Annotated in this window: 21 protein-coding genes; 8 read left to right on the top strand and 13 right to left on the bottom strand. The window is 61.4% G+C overall.

From position 1 onward, the window contains the following. Nucleotides 1-9 precede the first annotated feature (9 nt). The 3 genes from JBE38_RS23750 to araH are packed head-to-tail and all read left to right on the top strand — an operon-like array spanning nucleotide 10 to nucleotide 3491. Complete coding sequence (locus JBE38_RS23750; RefSeq protein ID WP_090371954.1) at nucleotides 10-1014, top strand: substrate-binding domain-containing protein; 1005 nt, start codon at nucleotides 10-12, stop codon at nucleotides 1012-1014. Next, nucleotides 1011-2513: an L-arabinose ABC transporter ATP-binding protein AraG gene (araG, locus tag JBE38_RS23745; RefSeq protein WP_205345301.1), complete on the top strand. Its 1503-nt coding sequence runs from the start codon at nucleotides 1011-1013 to the stop codon at nucleotides 2511-2513. Before JBE38_RS23750 ends, araG begins: the two co-directional genes overlap by 4 nt. 9 nt (nucleotides 2514-2522) lie before the next feature. Continuing rightward, nucleotides 2523-3491: an L-arabinose ABC transporter permease AraH gene (gene araH, locus JBE38_RS23740; protein WP_060756379.1), complete on the top strand. Its 969-nt coding sequence runs from the start codon at nucleotides 2523-2525 to the stop codon at nucleotides 3489-3491. A 278-nt stretch (nucleotides 3492-3769) separates the two neighbouring features. Here the strand turns inward: araH and JBE38_RS23735 are convergent, their stop codons facing one another. Next, nucleotides 3770-4918, bottom strand: coding sequence for an aldose epimerase family protein (locus tag JBE38_RS23735; RefSeq protein ID WP_060756378.1), 1149 nt, complete (start codon nucleotides 4916-4918; stop codon nucleotides 3770-3772). Nucleotides 4919-5055: 137 nt separating this feature from the next. Between JBE38_RS23735 and JBE38_RS23730 the strand changes: the two genes are divergently transcribed. Together JBE38_RS23730 and JBE38_RS23725 are read left to right on the top strand one after the other, a co-directional pair. Next, nucleotides 5056-5823: an SDR family NAD(P)-dependent oxidoreductase gene (locus JBE38_RS23730; protein ID WP_205345262.1), complete on the top strand. Its 768-nt coding sequence runs from the start codon at nucleotides 5056-5058 to the stop codon at nucleotides 5821-5823. A 195-nt stretch (nucleotides 5824-6018) separates the two neighbouring features. After that, nucleotides 6019-7329: an ArnT family glycosyltransferase gene (locus tag JBE38_RS23725; protein WP_240202595.1), complete on the top strand. Its 1311-nt coding sequence runs from the start codon at nucleotides 6019-6021 to the stop codon at nucleotides 7327-7329. 9 nt (nucleotides 7330-7338) lie between these two features. Here JBE38_RS23725 and JBE38_RS23720 read toward each other — a convergent pair whose 3' ends face one another. After that, a complete protein-coding gene (locus JBE38_RS23720) occupies nucleotides 7339-7776 on the bottom strand; it encodes a helix-turn-helix domain-containing protein (RefSeq protein ID WP_205345260.1) in 438 nt (145 codons plus the stop codon). An 81-nt stretch (nucleotides 7777-7857) separates the two neighbouring features. Between JBE38_RS23720 and JBE38_RS23715 the strand changes: the two genes are divergently transcribed. After that, entirely contained in the window at nucleotides 7858-8346 is a 489-nt protein-coding gene (locus JBE38_RS23715; RefSeq protein WP_205345259.1) for a DUF2938 domain-containing protein, read from the top strand. A gap of 55 nt (nucleotides 8347-8401) precedes the next feature. Here JBE38_RS23715 and JBE38_RS23710 read toward each other — a convergent pair whose 3' ends face one another. Next, nucleotides 8402-10096: an AMP-binding protein gene (locus tag JBE38_RS23710; protein WP_205345258.1), complete on the bottom strand. Its 1695-nt coding sequence runs from the start codon at nucleotides 10094-10096 to the stop codon at nucleotides 8402-8404. Nucleotides 10097-10355: 259 nt separating this feature from the next. Between JBE38_RS23710 and JBE38_RS23705 the strand changes: the two genes are divergently transcribed. After that, nucleotides 10356-11132 (top strand): ABC transporter substrate-binding protein, encoded by a 777-nt coding sequence (locus tag JBE38_RS23705; protein ID WP_205345257.1) that lies wholly within the window; start codon nucleotides 10356-10358, stop codon nucleotides 11130-11132. A 208-nt stretch (nucleotides 11133-11340) separates the two neighbouring features. Here JBE38_RS23705 and JBE38_RS23700 read toward each other — a convergent pair whose 3' ends face one another. The 10 genes from JBE38_RS23700 to JBE38_RS23655 form a co-directional block, all read right to left on the bottom strand. Beyond that, nucleotides 11341-11967 carry a helix-turn-helix transcriptional regulator gene (locus JBE38_RS23700; RefSeq protein WP_060755458.1) on the bottom strand — a complete coding sequence of 209 codons (627 nt, stop codon included), beginning with the start codon at nucleotides 11965-11967 and terminating at the stop codon, nucleotides 11341-11343. Then, entirely contained in the window at nucleotides 11967-13100 is a 1134-nt protein-coding gene (locus JBE38_RS23695; protein WP_205345256.1) for an NAD(P)/FAD-dependent oxidoreductase, read from the bottom strand. Before JBE38_RS23695 ends, JBE38_RS23700 begins: the two co-directional genes overlap by 1 nt. Nucleotides 13101-13121: 21 nt before the next feature. After that, nucleotides 13122-14069 (bottom strand): ornithine cyclodeaminase family protein, encoded by a 948-nt coding sequence (locus tag JBE38_RS23690; RefSeq protein WP_205345255.1) that lies wholly within the window; start codon nucleotides 14067-14069, stop codon nucleotides 13122-13124. A gap of 84 nt (nucleotides 14070-14153) precedes the next feature. After that, nucleotides 14154-15500, bottom strand: a complete 1347-nt coding sequence (locus tag JBE38_RS23685) for an ATP-binding protein (RefSeq protein WP_205345254.1) — start codon at nucleotides 15498-15500, stop codon at nucleotides 14154-14156. After that, entirely contained in the window at nucleotides 15476-16141 is a 666-nt protein-coding gene (locus JBE38_RS23680) for a response regulator transcription factor (protein ID WP_060755454.1), read from the bottom strand. The genes JBE38_RS23685 and JBE38_RS23680 overlap by 25 nt, the downstream gene beginning before the upstream one ends. 73 nt (nucleotides 16142-16214) lie before the next feature. Next, nucleotides 16215-16643: a hypothetical protein gene (locus JBE38_RS23675; RefSeq protein WP_205345253.1), complete on the bottom strand. Its 429-nt coding sequence runs from the start codon at nucleotides 16641-16643 to the stop codon at nucleotides 16215-16217. A gap of 23 nt (nucleotides 16644-16666) precedes the next feature. Beyond that, the gene (locus JBE38_RS23670) at nucleotides 16667-17431 is read right to left on the bottom strand and encodes a COG4705 family protein (protein WP_205345252.1); all 765 of its coding nucleotides are present in this window, start codon (nucleotides 17429-17431) and stop codon (nucleotides 16667-16669) included. Between the two features lie 59 nt (nucleotides 17432-17490). Continuing rightward, complete coding sequence (locus tag JBE38_RS23665; protein ID WP_205345251.1) at nucleotides 17491-18558, bottom strand: ABC transporter ATP-binding protein; 1068 nt, start codon at nucleotides 18556-18558, stop codon at nucleotides 17491-17493. After that, nucleotides 18555-20147, bottom strand: a complete 1593-nt coding sequence (locus tag JBE38_RS23660; protein ID WP_425226322.1) for an ABC transporter permease — start codon at nucleotides 20145-20147, stop codon at nucleotides 18555-18557. The genes JBE38_RS23665 and JBE38_RS23660 overlap by 4 nt, the downstream gene beginning before the upstream one ends. Next, nucleotides 20148-21164: an iron ABC transporter substrate-binding protein gene (locus tag JBE38_RS23655; protein WP_060755450.1), complete on the bottom strand. Its 1017-nt coding sequence runs from the start codon at nucleotides 21162-21164 to the stop codon at nucleotides 20148-20150. Between the two features lie 48 nt (nucleotides 21165-21212). On the opposite strand from JBE38_RS23655, the gene JBE38_RS23650 reads away from it, so the two are divergent. After that, nucleotides 21213-21514, top strand: a 302-nt coding sequence (locus tag JBE38_RS23650; protein WP_205345250.1) for a hypothetical protein, incomplete at its 3' end; no start/stop codon positions are given.

Below are 21514 nucleotides of genomic sequence, written 5' to 3'. Positions count from 1 at the left end.
GTCACCCGTATGAATCTTCGTCGTGGTATCCGTTCCCTGTGCTGCACCGCGGTGGCGGTCTCGGCCCTGAGCCTGAGTGGCCTGCTGCTGGCCGCTGAAGAAGTGAAGATTGGTTTTCTGGTCAAGCAGGCCGAAGAACCGTGGTTCCAGACCGAATGGGCATTTGCCGAAAAAGCCGGCAAGGAGCACGGTTTTACCGTGATCAAGATCGCCGTGCCGGACGGCGAGAAAACCCTCTCGGCCATCGACAGCCTGGCCGCCAACGGCGCCAAGGGCTTTGTGATCTGCCCGCCGGATGTCTCCCTCGGCCCGGCGATTGTCGCCAAGGCCAAGGCCAACGGCTTGAAAGTGATTGCGGTGGATGATCGCTTTGTCGATGCCAAGGGCAACTTCATGGAAGACGTGCCGTACCTGGGCATGGCGGCCTTCGAAGTGGGCCAGAAGCAGGGCGCCGCGATGGCTGCCGAAGCGAAAAAACGTGGCTGGGACTGGAAGGATACCTATGCGGTGATCAATACCTTCAACGAGCTCGACACCGGTAAAAAACGTACCGATGGTTCGATCAAATCCCTGGAAGAAGCCGGCATTCCCAAGGACCACATCCTCACTGCCGCGCTCAAGACGCTCGACGTTCCCGGCAGCATGGACGCCACCAACTCGGCCCTGGTCAAGTTGCCCAGCGGCGCGAAGAACCTGATCATCGGGGGCATGAACGACAACACCGTGCTCGGCGGCGTGCGCGCCACCGAAAGCGCAGGGTTTGCCGCCGCCAACGTGATCGGTATCGGCATCAACGGCACCGACGCCATCGGCGAATTGAAGAAGGCCAACAGCGGCTTCTTCGGTTCCATGCTGCCCAGCCCGCATATCGAGGGCTACAACACCGCGCTGATGATGTACGAGTGGGTCACCAAAGGTACCGAGCCGCCTAAGTACACCGCCATGGACGAAGTGACGCTGATCACCCGTGCGAACTTCAAGGAAGAACTGACCAAGATCGGGCTGTGGAAATGATGGCTGCGGCCCTGCGGTTTGACGGTATCGGCAAGACCTTTCCCGGGGTCAAGGCGCTGGACGGCATCTGCTTCACCGCCCGCCCGGGGCAGGTGCACGCCTTGATGGGCGAGAATGGCGCGGGCAAGTCGACGCTGTTGAAGATCCTGGGCGGCGCCTATATTCCGAGCAGCGGCACGGTGCAGATCGGCGAGCAGACCATGGCCTTCAAATGCGCCGCCGACAGCATTGCCAGCGGTGTCGCGGTGATCCACCAGGAGTTGCACCTGGTGCCGGAAATGAGCGTGGCCGAGAACCTGTTCCTGGGGCATTTGCCGACGCGCTTTGGCGTGGTCAATCGAGGCCAACTGCGCAAGCAGGCGCTGGCGTGCCTCAAGGGCCTGGCCGATGAGATCGACCCGGACGAAAAGCTGGGACGTCTGTCGCTCGGCCAGCGCCAACTGGTGGAAATCGCCAAGGCACTGTCCCGTGGCGCCCATGTGATTGCCTTTGACGAGCCGACCAGCAGCCTGTCGGCGCGGGAGATCGACCGCTTGATGGCGATCATTGCGCGCTTGCGCGATGAGGGCAAAGTGGTGCTGTACGTGTCCCATCGCATGGAAGAGGTGTTCCGTATTTGCGATGCGGTGACCGTGTTCAAGGACGGCCGCTTCGTGCGCACCTTCGACGACATGCGTGCGCTGACCCACGACCAGTTGGTGACCTGCATGGTCGGGCGCGATATCCAGGATATCTACGACTACCGTGCGCGCGAACAGGGCGCGGTGGCGCTCAAGGTCGACGGCCTGCTTGGCCCGGGCTTGCGCGAGCCGATCAGTTTTGAGGTGCGCAAAGGCGAGATTCTTGGGTTGTTCGGGCTGGTCGGGGCCGGGCGCACCGAGCTGTTGCGCCTGCTCAGCGGCCTGGAACGTGCCAGCGCCGGCACGCTGGAACTCTGTGGTGAGCCATTGCCGCTGCGCTCGCCTCGCGACGCGATTGCCGCCGGGGTGTTGCTGTGCCCGGAGGATCGCAAGAAGGAAGGCATCATCCCGCTGTCCAGCGTGGCCGAGAACATCAACATCAGTGCCCGGGGTGCGCATTCGAGGTTTGGCTGGTTGTTGCGCGAGGGTTGGGAAAAAGCCAACGCCGACCAACAGATCAAGGCGATGAAGGTCAAGACGCCGAATGCGGCGCAGAAGATCCTCTACCTCTCCGGCGGCAACCAGCAGAAGGCCATTCTCGGCCGCTGGCTGTCGATGCCGATGAAAGTGCTGCTGCTGGATGAGCCGACCCGAGGCATCGATATCGGGGCCAAGGCCGAGATTTACCAGATCATCCATAACCTTGCGGCCCAGGGCATCGCGGTGATTGTGGTGTCCAGCGACTTGATGGAAGTCATGGGCATCTCCGATCGCATCCTGGTGCTGTGCGAAGGCGCCATGCGCGGCGAACAAATCCGCGAACACGCGACTGAATCCAACCTGCTGCAGCTGGCCCTGCCGCGCGGCCTGGCGAACTGAGAGAACACCATGACCACTCAAAACAACGCGTTGCCAACGGCACGCAAACCCTTGGATATACGTGCACTGCTCGACAACTGGGCGATGCTGCTGGCGGCGGTGGGCATCTTTGTGCTGTGCGCCTTGCTGGTCGATAACTTCCTCTCGCCGCTGAACATGCGCGGGCTTGGCTTGGCGATCTCCACCGTGGGAATTGCGGCGTGCACCATGCTGTTCTGCCTGGCGTCGGGGCACTTCGACTTGTCGGTGGGCTCGGTGATCGCCTGCGCCGGGGTGGTGGCGGCCATCGTCATGCGCGATACCGACAGCGTGATGCTGGGCATCGGGGCGGCGCTGGTGATGGGCCTGGTCGTCGGGCTGATCAACGGGATCGTGATCGCCAAGCTGCGGGTCAACGCGTTGATCACCACGTTGGCGACCATGCAGATCGTGCGGGGCCTGGCTTATATCTTTGCCGATGGCAAGGCGGTGGGCGTATCCCAGGATCAATTCTTTGTGTTCGGTAACGGCCAGTTGTTCGGCGTGCCGGTGCCGATCCTGATCACCATCCTGTGCTTCCTGTTCTTCGGCTGGCTGCTCAACTACACCACCTATGGGCGCAACACCATGGCCATCGGCGGCAATCCGGAAGCGGCGTTGCTGGCGGGGGTGAACGTTGATCGCACCAAGATCTTGATCTTCGCCGTACACGGCGTGATTGGCGCCCTGGCCGGGGTGATCCTGGCCTCGCGCATGACCTCCGGCCAACCGATGATCGGCCAGGGGTTCGAACTGACGGTGATCTCGGCGTGTGTGCTGGGCGGGGTGTCGTTGAGTGGTGGTATCGGCATGATCCGGCATGTGATTGCCGGGGTGCTGATCCTGGCGATTATCGAGAATGCGATGAACCTGAAGAACATCGACACGTTTTATCAATACGTGATCCGAGGGTCCATCCTGCTGCTGGCCGTGGTCATCGACCGCATGAAACAACGCTGATCCAAGCCCTGTGAGAAGCAAATGTGGGAGGGGGCAAGCCCCAATGCCAGTCAGTTAAGAAATCTGCCGCGACCAAACTTTGTAGTGAGCGGGCTTGCCCCGCGCTGGGTGGCAAAGCCGCCCCAACAAAGACGCCGCGGTATTTCAGAAGGACCGAGGTGCCTGGTTTCAGGGCGGCTTCGCCACCCAGCGCGGGACAAGCCCGCTCACTACAGATGATTTGTTCTACACCACACTGTTTAACTGACAGGCATTGGGGCAAGCCCTCTCCCACAGTTTTAATCAGTGGTGAATTTGAAGACGGTGTTCTGGGTGTAGGTCTGCCCAGGGTTCAGGCGGGTCGAGGCAAACTTCGGTTGATTGGGCGCGTCCGGGAAGTGTTGGGTTTCCAGGGTGAACCCGCCCCAGTGCAGGTACGGCTTGCCGCCTTTACCCTTCACTGTGCCGTCGAGGAAGTTGCTGGTATAGAACTGCACTCCAGGCTCCGTGGTGTAGAGCTGCAACCGCCGCCCGGACTCAGGGTCATGCACCTCGGCCGCCAGTTGCTTCACATCACCTTTGCTATCCAGTGCCCAGTTGAAGTCGAACCCGCCTTGTTTCGGCTCGGCGAATTTCAGTTGCGGGTGATCATCCTTGATGTGTTGGCCGATGGCGGTGGGTTTGAGGAAGTCCATCGGCGTGCCCTGAACGGGCGCAAGTTCGCCGGTAGGAATCAATGTGGCATTCACCGGGGTGTAGTGGCTGGCATGCAAGGTCGCGACTTGCTTGAGGATGTCGCCGTTACCTGCGCCGGCGAGGTTGAAGTAACTGTGGTTGGTCAGGTTGAGCACGGTGGGTTTGTCGGTGCTGGCCTTGTAGTCGATGTGCAGTTCGTTGTTATCGTTGAGGCTGTAGGTGACCTCGGTTTTCAGGTTGCCCGGGAAGCCCATCTCGCCGTCCTTGGACAAGTAGGTGAGGGTGACGCCGACCGAATCCTTGCCGTTGACCGGCTTGGCTTGCCACACCTGCTTGTCGAAACCCTGGGCGCCGCCGTGCAGCGAATTGGGACCGTCGTTGAGCGGCACCTGGTAGCGTTTGCCATCGAGTTCAAAGGCACCGCCGGCGAGCCGATTGCCGAAGCGTCCGATGGTCGCGCCGAAAAACGCCGTGCCGGCCTGGTAACCCTGCACATCATCGAAGCCGAGCACCACGTCGTCGACCTTGCCGTGTTTGTCCGGCACCTTCAGCGACTGCAACACGCCGCCGTAGGTAATCACCGTGGCTTGCATGCCATGGCTGTTGCGCAGGATGTACTGTTCGACGGGCGTACCGTCGTTGGTTTTACCGAACGGTTTGTGCTCGCTGCTGAGCCCTGCCGCCTGGGCGCCGCCGCTGGCAATCAGCAGGGACATGGCGAGGCCCGAAAGCAGGTATCGAGGGTGCTTCATGATCGAACTTCCTTTTGTTGTTTTGAGTGGAATAGTTCTACTAATGTGCGATATTTGTCGCTGTGACAGCGAATTTATAGCCTTTAAAGCCGGTTTCGTAAAATAAAATAAGACTAATTGATCGAGGCAACCGTTATATGAGTACTGCACAGGCTGTTTATCCCGACCTTGAAGGCAAGACCGTACTGATCTCCGGAGGCGCGTCAGGCATCGGCGAATTCATGGTGCGTGCCTTCGCCGCCCAAGGCGCCAAGGTGGCCTTTGTGGACCGCGCGCAAAGCCAGGGCGAGCGCCTGGCTGCACTGCTGAACTCAAACGGGCACAGGGTAGAGTTCGTGTGCTGCGACATCACCGATGAAATCGCCTATAAGGCAGCCATCGAGCGTTTCGAGCATTCCCTGGGGCCGATCAGCGTACTGATCAACAATGCAGCCAATGACGTGCGCCACACGTTGGACGAGGTGGATTCGCAAACCTTCGACAAGCTGATCTCGGTCAACCTCAAGCATGCCTTTTTTGCCGCCAAGGCCGTGGTGCCGATGATGAAAAGCGCCGGCGGCGGCTCGATCATCAACCTGGGCTCGGTCGGTTGGATGATGGCGTCCGCCGGCTACCCCGTATACGCCGCCAGCAAGGCCGCCGCCCATGGCATGACCCGCGCATTGGCGCGGGAGCTGGGGCCGAGCCGTATCCGCGTCAATACACTGGTGCCCGGCTGGGTGATGACCGAAAAACAGCTGGCGATGTGGGTCGATGAGGCGGCCCGCGAGTTGATCAGCCGCAGCCAGTGCTTGCCGGGGTCTGTCGAGCCTCAGCATATTGCCGATATGGCGCTGTTTCTGGCGTCTGATGTGTCCGCGATGTGCTCCGCGCAGAACTTTATCGTGGATGGCGGCTGGGTTTAGGTGTGATTTGGCCAGCCCTAGCCCGGCTGGCCAATGCTCTCGAGACGAGGTACGGTTTTTAACAACTCTTTACTTTTAGCGTCTGGATTACCCAAAAAACAAAGTGCTAATTTGCGCGTTTTCTGGGGGCGATGGAACGGTGTGGACAAACTAAGGGAAGTGGCCTTAAAAAAGCCGTGCTCATTTATCTTCATCATGGCTTTTGTGGTCTTGGCGGTATTGCAGTACAAGCCTGCGGTACTCAACTACACCACGCGCTTTGTCGATTTTGCCGAATATATGCTGCAGTACGGCGTCACCCTGTTTCCCATTGCGGATGATCTGCAGCCCTATCCTGACTATACGGTCTTCAATACATTACTTGTCTATCTAGTCTCCCTGCCATTTGGGCGCATCTCGATTCTTTCGATGGGCGTTCCCTTTTGTATAGCCGCCGCCTTGATGCTGGTGTTCATATACAAGTTGGGAGCACTGCATGAAAAGAAATGGGGGGCATATGGTGTCGTGTTTGCGCTGTTCACCTGGTCTTTCCTGGACGGGGTGAATTCCTTGGCGCTGGATGTCTACCCGGCACTGTTTACGGTGATGTGTTTTTACCTGGCTTATACGGGAGAGATGTACAAGCAACGTTTGCGCTTGCTGCTGGTTCTCGCGGTTCTTGCGCTGGGCTTTGCATTTCGTGGCCCGATTGGCCTGATTGGTCCGGCCAGTGTGGTCGCCTCTTACTATCTGCTGAGCCGGCAGTGGCGCATGCTGGTGGTGTTTTCCTTGCTGGCTGGCGTGGTGCTGGCCTTGGGAGTTGCCATACTCGCGTGGGCGGCCTATTTACAAGGCGGCGAGGCTTTCCTGCATGAGGTGCTGGTCATGCAGGGGCTGGGACGCTTTGGCAGTGATCACGCTCCCCGTTATTACTTCTATTTTTCGGCGGGCCTGTTGACCTACGGCGTCACCGCTTTAATTGCTGTGGGCGTCATTATCAAGAAGGGCAAGCAGTTTTTTGCCGATACACCTCACCCGTCGACAGACATGCTGCTGTATCTCACCGGCTGGTTCCTGGTGGTGCTCGTGCTGTTCACGATCCCGAGTTCGAAGAAGGCGCGTTATATACTTTCAATTACGCCCGCTATTTCATTGTTGGCCGCTTATATTTTTGTAGAACGTAGCCAGCTATTTGCAAGGACGCGGCAAAAGTTACTGAAGTTTTGCTTGAACTTGCCGGTGATCGGGCTGGGCATGCTGTTGCTGGCCTGGGTTCATGGTTTGTATGCCCAGACGCCCCTTCATCCCAATTACCTCGGTGCGTCCGTTGGCTTGATTGCTCTCGCTGCACTTCGGCCCTGGATGGAGTCACGCCTGCGCGCCTCTGCACATCGCGAGTTCGTGGTTTTCTGCTTTGGTGCCGCCGCCTTCCTCCTGCTGGATTTGTTTTTCTTTAATTCCATTACTTACCATTTGGAGTTGGCCAATGAGCCGACTCCCAAATTCCTGCCTTATTGGTTTTGGTAAGGCATGCCGTCAGCGGTGCATGAGGCTACCCGCAGGGCCGGCCTTGTGCCTGGAGCGCTTGAAGGCTCCCGCTGCGGCAATGTTGAGTAACCGGCGAAAGTTCGGGCATTGCGCGTGGTTGGGGGCAGGGCATGTGGCGGCATGCCGCAAGCCCTTGCTCATGGCCTGCAGTTGCTTGACCGTCGCATCAAGCTCATCGGCCTTGGCCAACAGCACCGCTCTGTCCACAGTCACCTGACCACTGGCGGGCAGCATGGCCTGTATCTCGTCCAGTGAGAGGCCTCCCGCTTGCCCGAGTGCAATCACCGCCAATTGCTCGACCACTGCTGCGGCAAACTGGCGGCGAGCGCCGGGTGGGCTGATTGCCGTGATCAAGCCTTTCTTCTCATAGAAACGCAAGGTGTGGGCAGGAATACCCGTGCGCTTGACGACCTCAGTGATATCCATTGATAGACCATTGACTTGAAGTTGACTTCAACTTCTATGATGCCTGCGCATGTTTAATCGGTCCATGGACAAGAGGTGGATATGGCATCGCTGGAGATGGCTGCACAGGTTGTTTGGTTGGGCACCGGGGCTACGGTGGTGATGGATGTGTGGATGTTGATCCTGAAAGCCCTTGGCGTTCCAACGCTGAATTTCGCGCTGGTTGGACGCTGGGTCGGGCATGCCTGCCGAGGGCAGTTCGCTCATCGCAGCATTGGGCAAGCGATGCCCGTGCGAGGTGAAGTCGCTCTGGGCTGGATTGCGCACTACGTCACAGGCGTTGTGTTTGCCGTATTGCTGGTGTGGATTCTAGGTGTTGACTGGCTGCAGCAACCCACCTTCCTGCCGGCACTCGCGTGGGGCGTGGTCACAGTGGCTGTACCACTGTGTGTGATACAGCCCGCCATGGGGGCGGGATTCGCATCCTCCAGGACGCCGACGCCGGGTAGGAACCGCTTGCGCAGTTTGATCAGCCATGCCGTGTTCGGCGTGGGCCTCTACCTGGCTGGGGTCGCGATTAGCTGGGCCTAGAGGGGCACCCAATGCAATCGCGGCCAATGCCGTAGCGTCGCCCCTGTGGCTTTTTTCAGCCCTGTGGCTGCACAAAGTCTTCCTCGAAGTGCTCGTGTTCACCTCGTGTATCACCCTGGCGACGCAGCACTTCCATCTGGCGCAGTTCCACGCGGCGGATCTTGCCGGAAATGGTCTTGGGCAGCTCGCTGACGAACTCGATACGCCGCACGCGCTTGTAGGGTGCCAATTGTTCACGGGCGAAAGCCAGGATGTGGCGGGCCAACTCGGCGTCGCCGACGCTGTCATGGGCCAGGATCAGGAACGCCTTTGGCACGGCCAGGCGCAACGGGTCGGGGCTCGGTACCACGGCCACTTCCATCACGGCCGGGTGTTCGATCAGTGCGCTTTCCAGTTCGAAAGGGCTGATGCGATAGTCGGAGGCTTTGAACACATCGTCGGCGCGCCCCACGAACGTGATGTAACCGTCGCCGTCGATCTGTGCGGTGTCGCCGGTGCGGTAGTAGCCGTCGCGCATCACTTCTGCGGTTTTTTCCGGGCTGTCTTCGTAGCCGAGCATCAAGCCGAGCGGGCGTACCGCCAGGGGCAAGGCGACTTCTCCCTCGGTGCCGGGCCGGCCGTCGGGATCGAGCAGCGCCACTTGGTAACCCGGTAATGGGCGGCCCATGGAGCCTGGCTTGAGCACCTGGCCGGGTGTGTTGCCCACCAGGGCGGTGGTTTCCGATTGGCCGAAACCGTCGCGCAGCGGCAGCCCCCAGGCCAGCTGGATCTGCTCGATGATTTCCGGGTTCAGCGGCTCACCGGCGCCCACCAGTTCACGCAGGTTCAAGCGTGGCTTGTAGGCGGCCAGGTCTTCCTGGATCAGCATGCGCCACACCGTGGGCGGTGCGCACAGGCTGGTCACGCCGTAGCGTTCCAGTGCGCCGAGCAGGGCCGGTGCGCTGAACCGCGTCACGTTATGAATAAAGATGCAGGCACCGGCATTCCAGGGGGCGAAGAGGCAGCTCCAGGCATGCTTGGCCCAGCCCGGCGAGGAAATATTCAGGTGCAGGTCGCCCGGCTGTAGGCCGATCCAGTACATAGTCGACAGGTGGCCCACCGGATAGCTCTGGTGACTGTGCAACACCATTTTGGGTTTCGAGGTGGTGCCGGAGGTGAAGTACAGCAGCATCGGGTCGATGGCCTGGGTGCTGCCGTCGGCTTGGAACGCCTCGGGATATTCGAAGGCGGCACTGTGGGCGACCCAACCGGAGGGTGGCGAGCCGACACAGATACGATTACAGCCGTCAGCCAGGCCGGTGAACTTGCTGATATGTGCCTGGCCGACCACCAGATGGCGTACTTGCCCGCGCTCGATGCGGTCGCGCAGGTCATCGGGGTTCAACAGCGCCGTGGCGGGGATGACCACGGCGCCGAGCTTGAAGGCGGCGAGCATGGTTTCCCACAGCGCCACATCATTGCCGAGCATCAACAGGATGCGCTCACCACGCCGCACCCCGAGGGCACGCAGGTGGTTGGCGACCTGGTTGGAGCGTACCGACAGTTGCTGGAAGCTGTAGCGCTGCTCACTGCCGTCTTCTTCGACGATCCACAGTGCATCGGCCGAATTGCCCTCAGCCATGGCATCGAAGTAATCCAAGGCCCAGTTGAATGCGTCCAGCTGCGGCCAGCGGAAATCGCGGACGGCGGTGGCGTAGTCAGTGCGGTGAGCGAGGAGAAAATCCCGAGCGGCCAGGAAGGGCTGGGTCATGGTGGCTGTCCTTAATTATTGTTGTGGGGACTGACCCCCGGCGCGACCGGGTGGCTGAGCCGAGTATAGGCACGCATAAATCAGAGCAGAACGCTCAAAAACACCACTGCGTTGTGCAAAAAAGTCATGGGGGCGGCAACATCGAGGTGTGATTGACGGTTAATACATAAAAGTCCAGTATGGAATTATAAGTACAAAAATTAGCGTCACCTCGTTCTTCACGCTTGCCAAACCAACAACAACTTGCGAGAACACGACCATGAAGAAACGCGCGCTCGTCACAGCCTTGACCTTGGGTTTGATCGCTTCCAGCCATCTGCTGGCCGCCGAGAAAACCCTGCGCATCGGCATTGAAGCGGCCTATCCACCGTTCGCTTCCAAGACCCAGGAAGGCAAGATCGTCGGGTTCGACTACGACATCGGCAACGCGTTATGCGCGCAGATGCAAGCCAAGTGCGTGTGGGTAGAGGGTGAGTTCGACGGGCTGATTCCTTCCCTCAAGGTGAAGAAAATCGACATGGCCTTGTCGTCCATGACCATCAACGAAGACCGCAGGAAGTCGGTGGATTTCACCCACAAGTATTACTTCACCGGCTCGCGGCTGGTGATGAAGGAGGGGGCGGTGGTGGACGATCAGTACGCCAGCCTCAAGGGCAAGACCGTCGGCGTGCAACGCGCCACGACCACCGACCGCTATGCCACCGAGGTGTTCGAACCCCAAGGGATCAACGTCAAGCGCTACAGCAACAATGAAGAGATCTACATGGACCTGGCCGCAGGCCGCCTGGATGCGATTTTCGCCGACACCATCCCCCTCAGCGACTTCCTGTCGATGCCGCGTGGCAAGGGCTATGCCTTTGTCGGCCCGGAGCTCAAGGACCCCAAGTACGTGGGCGAGGGCGCCGGTATTGCGGTGCGCAAGGGCAACACGGCGTTGGTCAGTGAGCTGAACGCCGCGATTGATGGCATCCGCGCGAACGGCGAGTACCAGAAGATTTCCCAGCAGTACTTCAAGTCCGACATCTACGGCGATTGATAACCCTAGTCCCAACTGCGGGCTTGTCCTAATGTCTGTCAGTTAAGCGATAGAGCAGACGATGGATAACCTGTGGGAGGGGGCTTGCTCCCGATAGCGGTGTGTCAGGTTCAGAAACCGTGACTGACACACCGCTATCGGGAGCAAGCCCCCTCCCACCGTGACAGCGTTAAGCCTTAACTGACTGGCATCAGGCCAAGCCCGCTCACTACAACTTCAGTTCTTTCAGGTGTTTGTAGACGGTCGCCCGGCCCATGCCCAGCACATTGGCCACATAGTTGGAGGCACTCTTGCCCTTGAATGCGCCCTCGGCATGCAGCGCCAGTACCAGTTCGCGTTTGTGGTCACGGGTCAGCAGGTTCAGGCTCAGTTGGCGTTCACGCATCCAGGCGTGCAGGAACGTGTTGATGCGTTCCTGCCAGTCATCGCGAAACAGCGAGTCCGGCTGGGGGATCAGCTTACTGGGCGACAGGAACAGGTCCAGCGCCGCCTTGGCGTTTTCGAACAGTGAAATATTCAGGTTGATGCACAGTACCGCGAGGCGATGGCCCTGGTGGTCGTGCAACACGGTACTCAGGCTACGAATTTTCTGGCCGTCCCAATTGAGCTTTTCGTAAGGGCCGATATTCACTTCGCTGACGTCATCGCTGAGCATGTCCTCCAGCGAGGAGTCATCGCCAATGGCCCGTTTCGACAGGTTATTGGCGATGTAGTCGACGGTTTGCGTGCGCAAGTCATGCAGCACCACTTCCGCATGGGGAAAGAACAACGTGGCGATCGCATCGGCGATCGCACGGAAGTTCTGCATGACCTTGTCGTGTTCAGCGGTGTTCATCAATGGGGCTCCAGGCGGACGGGGGAGAGCATACCAGCGTCCAGGCCGAACCGCGTCAGGTGCTCGGGCAATGGGGCGCCGCGTGCCAGGGCGGCGCTGGCCTGGCCCATGGCGGGCGAGGTCTGGATACCATAGCCGCCTTGCGCCGCAACCCAGAACAGCCCAGGCACGCGGGTATCGAAGCCCGACAGCAAATCACCATCCGGCACAAAGCTGCGCAGGCCGGCCCAGGTGCGGGTGGGGCGGCGGATGGTCAGGGTGGTGGCTTCTTCGATCTGGTAGATGCCCATGGCGATGTCCAGCTCTTCGGGCTGCACATCCTGGGGTTCCACCGGGTCGGCATTGGCCGGTGAACCGAGGAACATGCCGGCATCGGGCTTGATGTAGAAAGCTTCGTCGAGGGCCACCAGCATCGGCCAGGCATGGCTGTCGACGCCCTCAGGCCCGGCGAAGATAAACGCCGAGCGGCGCTTGGGTTGCAGGCCGATGGACGCGGCGCCCGCCAGCGCGCCGATGTGATCGGCCCAGGCCCCGGCGGCATTGATGATAACCGGGGCGGTGAAGGTCGAGTGCTGGGTACGCACCTGCCACAGGCCGTCGGCATCGCGGCTCAGGCCCAGCACGTGGCTGTCGGTGTGCACTTCGCCCTGATTGCGGCGGATGCCGCGCAAATAGCCTTGGTGCAGGGCGTCGGTGTCGATGTCGCTGGCCGTCGGATCATAGATCGCACCATGGACTTTTTCGCGGCGCAGGATCGGCAAGCGTGCGCAAGCCTCGTCGGCACTCAACTGTTCGACCTGCGGCACCGTGGCCTTGGCGCTCAGGTATTGGGCGTTCAATTCGGCGGGGTCATTGTTGAAGTCGACGGTCAACTCACCCCGTGGCGTGAGCAACGGGTGCTCACAGAAACCTGCGGGCGGGTTATCGAAAAACGCCCGGCTGGCCAGGGTCAGGGCACGCACTTGCGACGTACCATAAGCGGCGGTGTAGAGCGCCGCCGAGCGCCCGGTGGAGTGATAGGCCGGGTGGTTTTCACGCTCCAGCACCAACACCTTACCGTGCGGCGACAGCCAGAAACCCGTGGACGCACCCGCAATGCCGCCGCCGATGATGATGAAGTCTGCATGGCTCATGAACATCTCCTTGAATGGGATTCAGCGCTGGATCTGGTAGAGGGCATTGGCCAGTGCCACGTCTTCCAGGCCCAGCCCGATGGAGCGGAAAAAAACGTGGCGATCGTAGTCCGGACGCTGTGCCCTGTCGCTGAGCAACTCGGGCAGGTCGCCGACCACGGCGCGTTTATCCCAGCCGTGCCGCTCGGCGGCAATCAGCATTTCGCCGGCCGCGTCCGGCGTGGTCTGGCGATAGTCGCAGAATACGTGCATGGCGTTCAGGCACTGGGGCGGTACTTCATGGGCACGGGGGGCGTTGGTGCTGATGGAGGTGATCAGCGCCGGTTTACTCAGGTGCGAGGGATCGATCACCGGACCGGCCGACGAGGTGCACAGCAGGATAACGTCGGCGTCTTGCAGGGCCTCGTCGCAGGATCGGGCCAGACTCAGGCGCGGGTCCAGCGCCTTGAGCTGCGCGAGGGTTTCAACGCCGGCACTGCCAAGGCTTGGCGAATACATGCGGATGCTTTGCCAGCCGCGCAGGTGCTGCACGTAGTGCAGGTGCGCCTGGGCGACCTTGCCGCTGCCGATAATCGCCAGGCGTCGGGCTGCCACGGGCGCCAGGGCATCCACGGCCAGTGCTGTCGTGGCGGCGGTGCGGGCGGTGGTCAGTTCTGCCGCGTCGCACAGCAGCAGCGGCTGCCCGGTGTGCATCGACATCAGCAATGTCCAAGCCGTCACCAATGGCCCTTGCTCGCGCACGATATACGGCGAAGTCTTGACGCCGTACACCTCTTCGGCGGCCAGCACGCCCAGGTAATTGATGAAGTCACCCGCGCCGTGCGGGAACTCTACCCACTGTTGCGCGGGCTGCACCGCTTGCCCGGCGGCCAGCTCGCGAAACAGCTGGTGCAGGATGTGCGGCACATCGACTTGTGCGAGCAGTTCACGAGCCTGGCCCTGGTTGATCACGAGAGGCGTGCTGGACATGGATATCTCCGCATAAACTATTTTGTCCATTATGGACTTTTAGTTATGCCTGGCAATATCCGCACGAAAAAAGCGTTGCGAACGTTACGTCGCCAGCCACACCGTGACACACAACCCCCGCTGCTGCGCCTCATCGGTAAACCCCAGTTGCACCCGCGCCCCGGTGCGCTCGGCAATCGCCTTGACGATCGACAGGCCCAACCCGGAGCCGGCCTCCTCAGTGCCCAGGCTGCGATAGAACGGGTCGAACACCCGCGCTTGTTCTTCCACGGTGATACCGGGCCCCGAATCCTTGATTTGCAACTGGACCGCGCCAGGCATCGCCACCACCGACAGGTCGATCCGTCCGCCCGAGGGGGTATAGCGGATGGCGTTATCGACCAGGTTTTTCACCAGGGTGAACAGATCCATCGGGTTGAACATCACCTGCACGTCCACGGCGCTGTCGACACCGATATCGATCTGCTTGGCCTCGGCCAATGGCAGGAGATCCTCCAGCACCTGCCGATACACGTCATGCACGGACAGTTGGGTGGGCGCCCGATCCGCCGCCGATTGCGCCGCTGCCAGGCTCAGCAGTTGGTCGATCAGTTTGCGGCCACGCTCGATGCCCCGGGACAACGGCAAGAACCGTTCGCGGGTGATCGGCGACATGTCGGTGGCGGCCAGTCGGTCGGCCTGCAGCGACAGGGCGGTCATGGGTGAGCGCAGTTCATGGGCGGCATCGGCGACAAAGCGGCGCTGGCTGTCCATGGACTGTGCGACACGGCCCAGCAGACGGTTGATCGCCACCACGAACGGGCGCACTTCGGTCGGTAGATGCTGCTCATCAATAGGGTGCAATGCCTGCTCGGCACGCTGGTCGATCTCCGCTGCCAGTACCCCGATCGGGCGGAACAGCTTGCGCACCAGGTCGCCGACTACCAACAACAGCACTGGAAACAAAATCAGAAACGGCAGCAGACTGCGCCATGCGCTTTCGCGGGCATCCTTGTCGCGGGCATCCTGCTCCTGGGCCACGGCAATGCGTTCGCCTTTGGAGGTGGTGCGCACCAGCACACGGAAGGCTTCGCCGGCCACCTCGACCGTGGACAGGCCATCGGTGAGCGTGGTGGGAAAGGGCAGGGGCAGCGCCTCATCGGTGGTGCCTGTTGAGTGCCGGCTGTCACCCAGGTACTGGATGATCACCCGGGACTCTTCGTCATCCCCCTCGATGGCCTTGCCTTGCGGGTAGTTCAGGCTCATCTGCTGGCGGTCGAACAGCATGGCGACCTGGCGCAGGGTGTCGTCCTGTTGTTCGTGGGTTTCTTCAAAAGCGGAGACGAAGGCAAACACACTGGCCACCAGCGCCACCAACAGAATCGCCAGGGACAGGGTCACCGATAACCGCAGTTGAACCGACTCACTCAAACGTTTTTTGAAACCATCCATCCCATGCCCCTGACGTTCTTGATCACGTGAGTGCCTAACTTGCGCCGCAAGGCGTGAATCAAGAACTCGATGGCGTTGCTTTCCACCTCGTTGCCCCAGCCATACAAGCGATCTTCCAGTTCACTGCGCGAGAGGATCGCTCCCGGGCGGATCAACAAGGCTTGCAAGAGCGCGAACTCGCGGCTGGAGAGTGCCACGCCAGGTTGTTCCGCGCTGCTGGCTTCTTTGGAGAGCAGGTCCAGCGAGACCACCCCGTTGCTGAGCAAGGATGACGCGCTGCCGCCTTTACGGCGCAGCACGGCGCGCATGCGGGCCAGCAGTTCGGGCATGTCGAAGGGCTTGAGCAAGTAGTCGTCGGCACCGCCGTCGAGCCCCCGCAGGCGGTCGTCGAGGCTGTCGCGGGCGGTGATGATCAGCAGCGGCACCGGGTTGTTGCGGCTGCGAAGGGTCTCCAGCACTTGCAAGCCATCCTTGCCGGGCAGGCCCAGGTCCAACAGCACCAGGTCGTAGGGATGGGTGTCGAGGGCGGCCAGGGCCGTGACACCATTGTTGACCCAGTCGGCGGCATAGCTCGCATCGCTGAGCGCGCGCTGGATGGCATCGCCAATCATCGGGTCGTCCTCGACCAGCAGTATCCGCATGTTTCTCTCCACGCAAAAAAAACGCGGCGAAAGGATCGCCGCGTGTGTATTGAAGCACCTGTGCCGAACCGCGTCAGCCTTTCATCGAGTCGAAGGTCTTGAGCAGGTCATCCATCGAGGCCTTGCAGGTGGCCTGGTTCGGGTTGCCGTCACGCAAGTCCGAAAGGGCACGGTCGATGGCTTTGTCCAGCACATGCCAGTCGTTCGCGGCCCGTGGCTTGATGCCGGCTTCGGCGGCGTCCCAACTGGTTTCCAGGTCCTTGATACGGGCCTTGGCGCCGGGCAGGTCATGCTTGGCGACCCGTGCGGACACATCTGCCGCGATGCTGCGGAATTCGGACAGGTCACCCAGTTTCGAGGCGTGGGCCTGGCTGCTGGTCGGGTTGGCGTCGGCGGCGTTCTTGGGCTTGTCGGCTGGTTTCGAGCAGCCCGTGGCCAGGGTCAGCATAAAGATGGCCGAGGCGATGGCGACGCGGCGAAGCAGGTTTTGAGCGATGCGCATGAGGATTTCCTTGATAGCAGAGATTATTGAGTGATGACTTTGCGGTTGCCGACGCTGATTTGCGCGACCGCCACCAGCAGTACGATGACGCAGAGGAACAGCGCGCTGGTCCAACTGGCGCCCATGCCCAGGCCGCCGTAGGTCTTGGCTTGGGTGAGCAGGTCGCCGAGGGAGGCGCCGAACGGCCGAGTGAGGATGTAGGCGACCCAGAAGGTCAGCACGCTGTTGACGCCCAGGCGCCAGGCCACCAGGGCAATCGCGATCAGACCGGCGAAGATCACTGCACCGAGGGTGAAGCCCAGGCCCAGCGCTTCGGTGGCGAGGTCCCCGGCGGCGGTGCCCAGGGCGAAGGTGCACAGCACCGTGGTCCAATAGAACCACTCACGCCGTGGGGTCACGATATCGCGGATCGACAGGCTGCGTTCCGTGCGGAACCAGACGATGAAGTTGAGGGCGAGCAATACCGAAAAAATCGCCGTGCTGGTGTACAGGCTCACGTCGAGCTTATCGGTAAGGATATCGGTGATCTGTGTGCCGACGATGCTTACCAGCACCACGGTCAGCCAGTAGATCCAAGGCGTGTAGGCTTTGGTGCGCATCTGGCAGAACAACGCCACCGCCAGCAGCGCGGCCATGCCGATGCTGGTCCAGCCGGCGCCGAAACCGGCATTGACGGCGAGGTAATCCGCGCCGGTTTCGCCCACGGTGGTGGACAAGATCTTGATCACCCAGAATGACAGCGTCACCTCGGGTACTTTGTTCAGCCAGCGGGCTGCTGTGGCATTCATGGGTTAGTTCTCCTTGACTGCGCTGTGGTTGGCGCAGGGGAGAAGGTAAGCCCCGAAACTTAGCTGAGACTGAGCGCCGCGTCTTTTTTCAGGATATGTGCCATGCCGATCGTGGTGAGGTGCACCTCAGTGCCGGTCGGCGGCGCCTGCAAGCCCGAACTGCGCACCAGGATCGCCTGGCCCGGTTCGTCCTCATCGGGGTGCAATACCACGGTCAGGGTGCAGGTATTGCCGCCGAATTCGCGCTCGGTCACCACGCCACGGCAACCGGCATCACCGCTGGTGCTCAACTGCAGCTGCTCCGGGCGCAGCATGATCCGTGTGGTGTCGTGCAGGGATGGGTTGTCGACCGGTACGCGCCCCAGGCCGCAATGCGCCCAGCCGCCTTCTACCCTGGCGTGCAGCACCACCGCTTCACCGAGGAACAACGCGGTTTGCTCATCGACCGGGTATTGGTACAGGTCCATCGGGTGGCCCGATTGCACCAGGCGGCCCTGGCGCATCACCGCCAGTTGGTCGGCAAACGACAGCGCCTCACTTTGGTCGTGGGTCACCAGAATGGTGGTGATGCCGGCGTCGCTCAGAAGGCGTGCAACCATCTTGCGCATGGCCGAGCGCAAGCCGGTGTCCAGTGCGGAAAACGGCTCGTCCAGCAGCATCAGCCGTGGCTGTTGCGCCAATGCACGGGCCAGGGCGACACGCTGCTGCTGGCCGCCGGACAACTCGTGGGGCCAGCGCCGTGCCATGTTGGCGTCCAGGGCCACGCTGTCCATCAGCTCGGCGATGCGGGTGTCGCGGGCCTCACCTTTGGTCGCCAGGCCGAAGCCGATGTTGTCGGCCACGGTCATGTGCGGGAACAGCGCGCCGTCTTGCGGCACGTAGCCGATCTGGCGCTGGTGCGCCGGTACGGCGTGGGTGGCGTCCACCAGGGTCTGGCCGTTGAGGGTCAGGCGGCCGGTGTCGGGGAATTCAAAGCCTGCGATCATGCGCAGCAAGGTGGTCTTGCCGGAGCCGGACGGCCCGACGATCACTGTGCGGCTGCCCGTGGGCACCGACAGGCTGACGTCCGCCAGGGCGCGCTGGGTGCCGAAGGTCTTGCAGAGGGCGTGGAGTTCGAGGGCGTTCATCGGCCTGCCGTGCGTTTGGATTGGTGATAGAGAAGGCCGGTCAACGGCAGTGAGAGCAGGATCATGATCAGCGCATAGGGCGCCGCGGCGGCGTAATCGATTTCGCTGGTCATTGCCCAGAACCCGGTGGCCAGGGTGCGCGTGCCGTTGGGGGCCAACAACAGCGTCGCGGTCAGTTCATTGGTGATCGCCAGGAACACCAACGCAGCCCCCGCCGCGGCGGCGGGGGCGGCCAGGCGCATGGTGATCAGCCACAACGCGCGGCCCGGCGAACGGCCGAGGCTGCGTGCCATGTTTTCCAGCTCTACCGGCGCCTGGGCGATACCGGCGCGCAGACTCACCAGCGCCCGTGGCAGGAACATCAGCAAATAGGCGAGCAGCACGGTGATCGTGGTCTGGTAGATCGGTCGGGCGAAGTGGATGGTCACCGTGACCAGGGCCAGCGCGACGACGATACCCGGCAGCGAGCTGGTGATGTAATTGCAGCCTTCCAGAATGCGCTGCAAGCGCCCCGGCGCACGGATCGACAGCCACGCGATCGGTACCGCCGCGCACGTGGTCAACAGCGCCCCGGCAATCCCCAGCAGCACGGTCTGTTCCAGTGCCGGCAACAGTTCGCCGAGCTGCCAGACCTCGCTGCCACCGGCGATCAGCCATTTGCCCAGGGTGACCAGCGGAACGCCCAGGGCCAGTGCGCAGGTGGCGACTTGCAAGGCCAGGGCGAGCAGGGTGGTGGTCGCGCCCAGTGTGACAGTGCGCTGTTCACGGGCGCTGCCGGAACCGACCCGCGCATAGCGCGCATGCCCGCGTGCGGCGGATTCGACGGTCAGCATCGCCAGGCAGCACAACGCCAACACCGCAGCCAGCATGTTCGCCGCCGGGCCGTTAAAGGTGGATTTGAACTGATCGAAAATGGCCGTGGTGAAGGTGTCGAAGCGGATCATCGCGTACAGGCCATATTCGGCCAGCAAGTGCAGGCCCACCAGCAGCGCGCCGCCGCAGATCGCCAGGCGCAGTTGTGGCAGCACCACCCGCCAGAACACCGCCCAGGGCTTGAGACCCATGGATTCGGCCACGTCTTCGATGGCCGGGTCAAGCCGGCGCAACGTCGCCGCCACCGGCAAGTACAAAAACGGGAAGTAGGCAATCACCGACACCAGCACGCCCGCCGGCAAGCCGTGGATCGACGGCACCAGGCTGACCCAGGCGTAACTGTGCACAAACGCCGGCACCGCCAGCGGCGCCACGGCCAACAACGACCAGGCGCGCCGCCCCGGCAGGTTGCTGCGCTCGGTCAGCCATGCCAGCGCAATGCCCAGCGCCATGCACAACGGCAAGGTGAACAGCACCAGCAATACGGTGTTGAGCAACAGTTCGCCCACACGCGGGCGCCACACCAGCGCTTCGATCTGCGCCCAGCCAATTTGCCACGACACGCCGATCACAAACGCGATCGGCAGCAGGGCCAGCAGCGAAACCAGTACCGACAAACTGGTGACCCACGTGCCGCCACGGCTTTTGAACAGGCCGTGGAAGCGTTTGCGCGGCGATGCGTGGGCGATGCCGGTCAGGGAAGGTTCAGGCAACAATCAGAGCAGTCCGGCCTGGGTCATCAGCTCGACTGCTTTTTTGCTGTTGAGCTTGGACGCGTCGACCTTCGGTGCATCCAATTGCGCCAGCGGGGTCAGCTTGGGGTTGGACTGGGCGTTCAGGCCCACCGCGTATTCGAACGAGTTGCCGTCTTTGAGAATCGCCTGGCCGTCTTTGCCGGTGATCCACTTCAGGAAGGCTTGGGCCTGTTCTTTATGTTTGCTGGAGGCCAATACGCCGCCACCGGAGATGCTCACGAACGCGCCCGGATCCTGATGCTTGAAGTAGTGCAGCTGGGTGTTCTTGCTGTTTTCGCCGGTCTTGGACTGATCGACGAAGCTGTAATAGTGATAGATCACGCCGCTGTCGACCTGGCCTGCGTTGACGGCTTTGAGCACGGCGCTGTTGCCACGGTAGATGCTCGCGTTGGCCTTCATTGCCTTGAGCCAGTCGAGGGTGGCGGCTTCGCCCTTGAGTTCCAGCACGGCGGCGACGATGGCCTGGAAGTCGGCACCGGCCGGCGAGGCGGCCCAACGGCCTTTCCAGCTTGGCGAGGCCAAGTCCATCAGCGATTTGGGCAGATCGGCGTCTTTCAGTTTGCTCGGGTTGTACACAAACACCGTGGAGCGTGCAGCAATCCCCAGCCATTTGCCGTGAGCCGGACGGTAGGCAGGATCAACCTGTTCCAGGGTGGCGGGTGCGACCGGCGCGAACAGGCCGGCGTTGTCCACCAGGACCATGGCCGGGGAGTTTTCGGTGAGGAACACATCCGCCGGGGAGGCGGCGCCTTCCTGCACGATCTGGTTGCCCATCTCCGTGTCATCGCCATTGCGGATCGTCACCGGAATCCCGGTTTCCTGGGTGAAGCCTTCGACCCAGGCCTTGGTGAGGCTTTCGTGCTGGGCGTTGTACACCACCAGGCCGACCGGTTCACTGGCGGCGTACACGTGCCCGGCGCTGACCAAGGCAGTGGCGAGCAGGGCTTTTTTGACGAACGAGGGAAGGCGGCTGGTCATGCGGTGAAAGCTCCGGGTTTTTATGGCTGCACGGGAGATCCGCGAGTGGTGTTCGAGATTAAACCAATAGGAATCATTTGCATATTGAAGCGCGGCGAATGTAGGGCCGGGAATGAGAAAAAAACGTCAAAAAAACGTGATAAATATCGTCGGGCGCAGCGCTCAAAACCAATGAGGGAGGGTAGTCTCATTCCCGTCCGTCAAGAATATCCGCCCCAACCCGGCCTTGTAGTGAGCGGGCTTGCCCCGGTACAAACCGGGGACATCGTTTACATTTCTAACCGGGGACATGGTTTACAGGCTAATACGCATGATCAGGAGGTAACTGATCATGCCCTGGAACCAAGAGT

This window comes from Pseudomonas sp. ICBG1301 (assembly GCF_016918385.1).
Taxonomy (GTDB): domain Bacteria; phylum Pseudomonadota; class Gammaproteobacteria; order Pseudomonadales; family Pseudomonadaceae; genus Aquipseudomonas; species Aquipseudomonas palleroniana.
The sequence above is the reverse complement of the archived record's forward strand: the minus strand, read 5'-3'. Positions and strand labels throughout refer to the sequence as shown.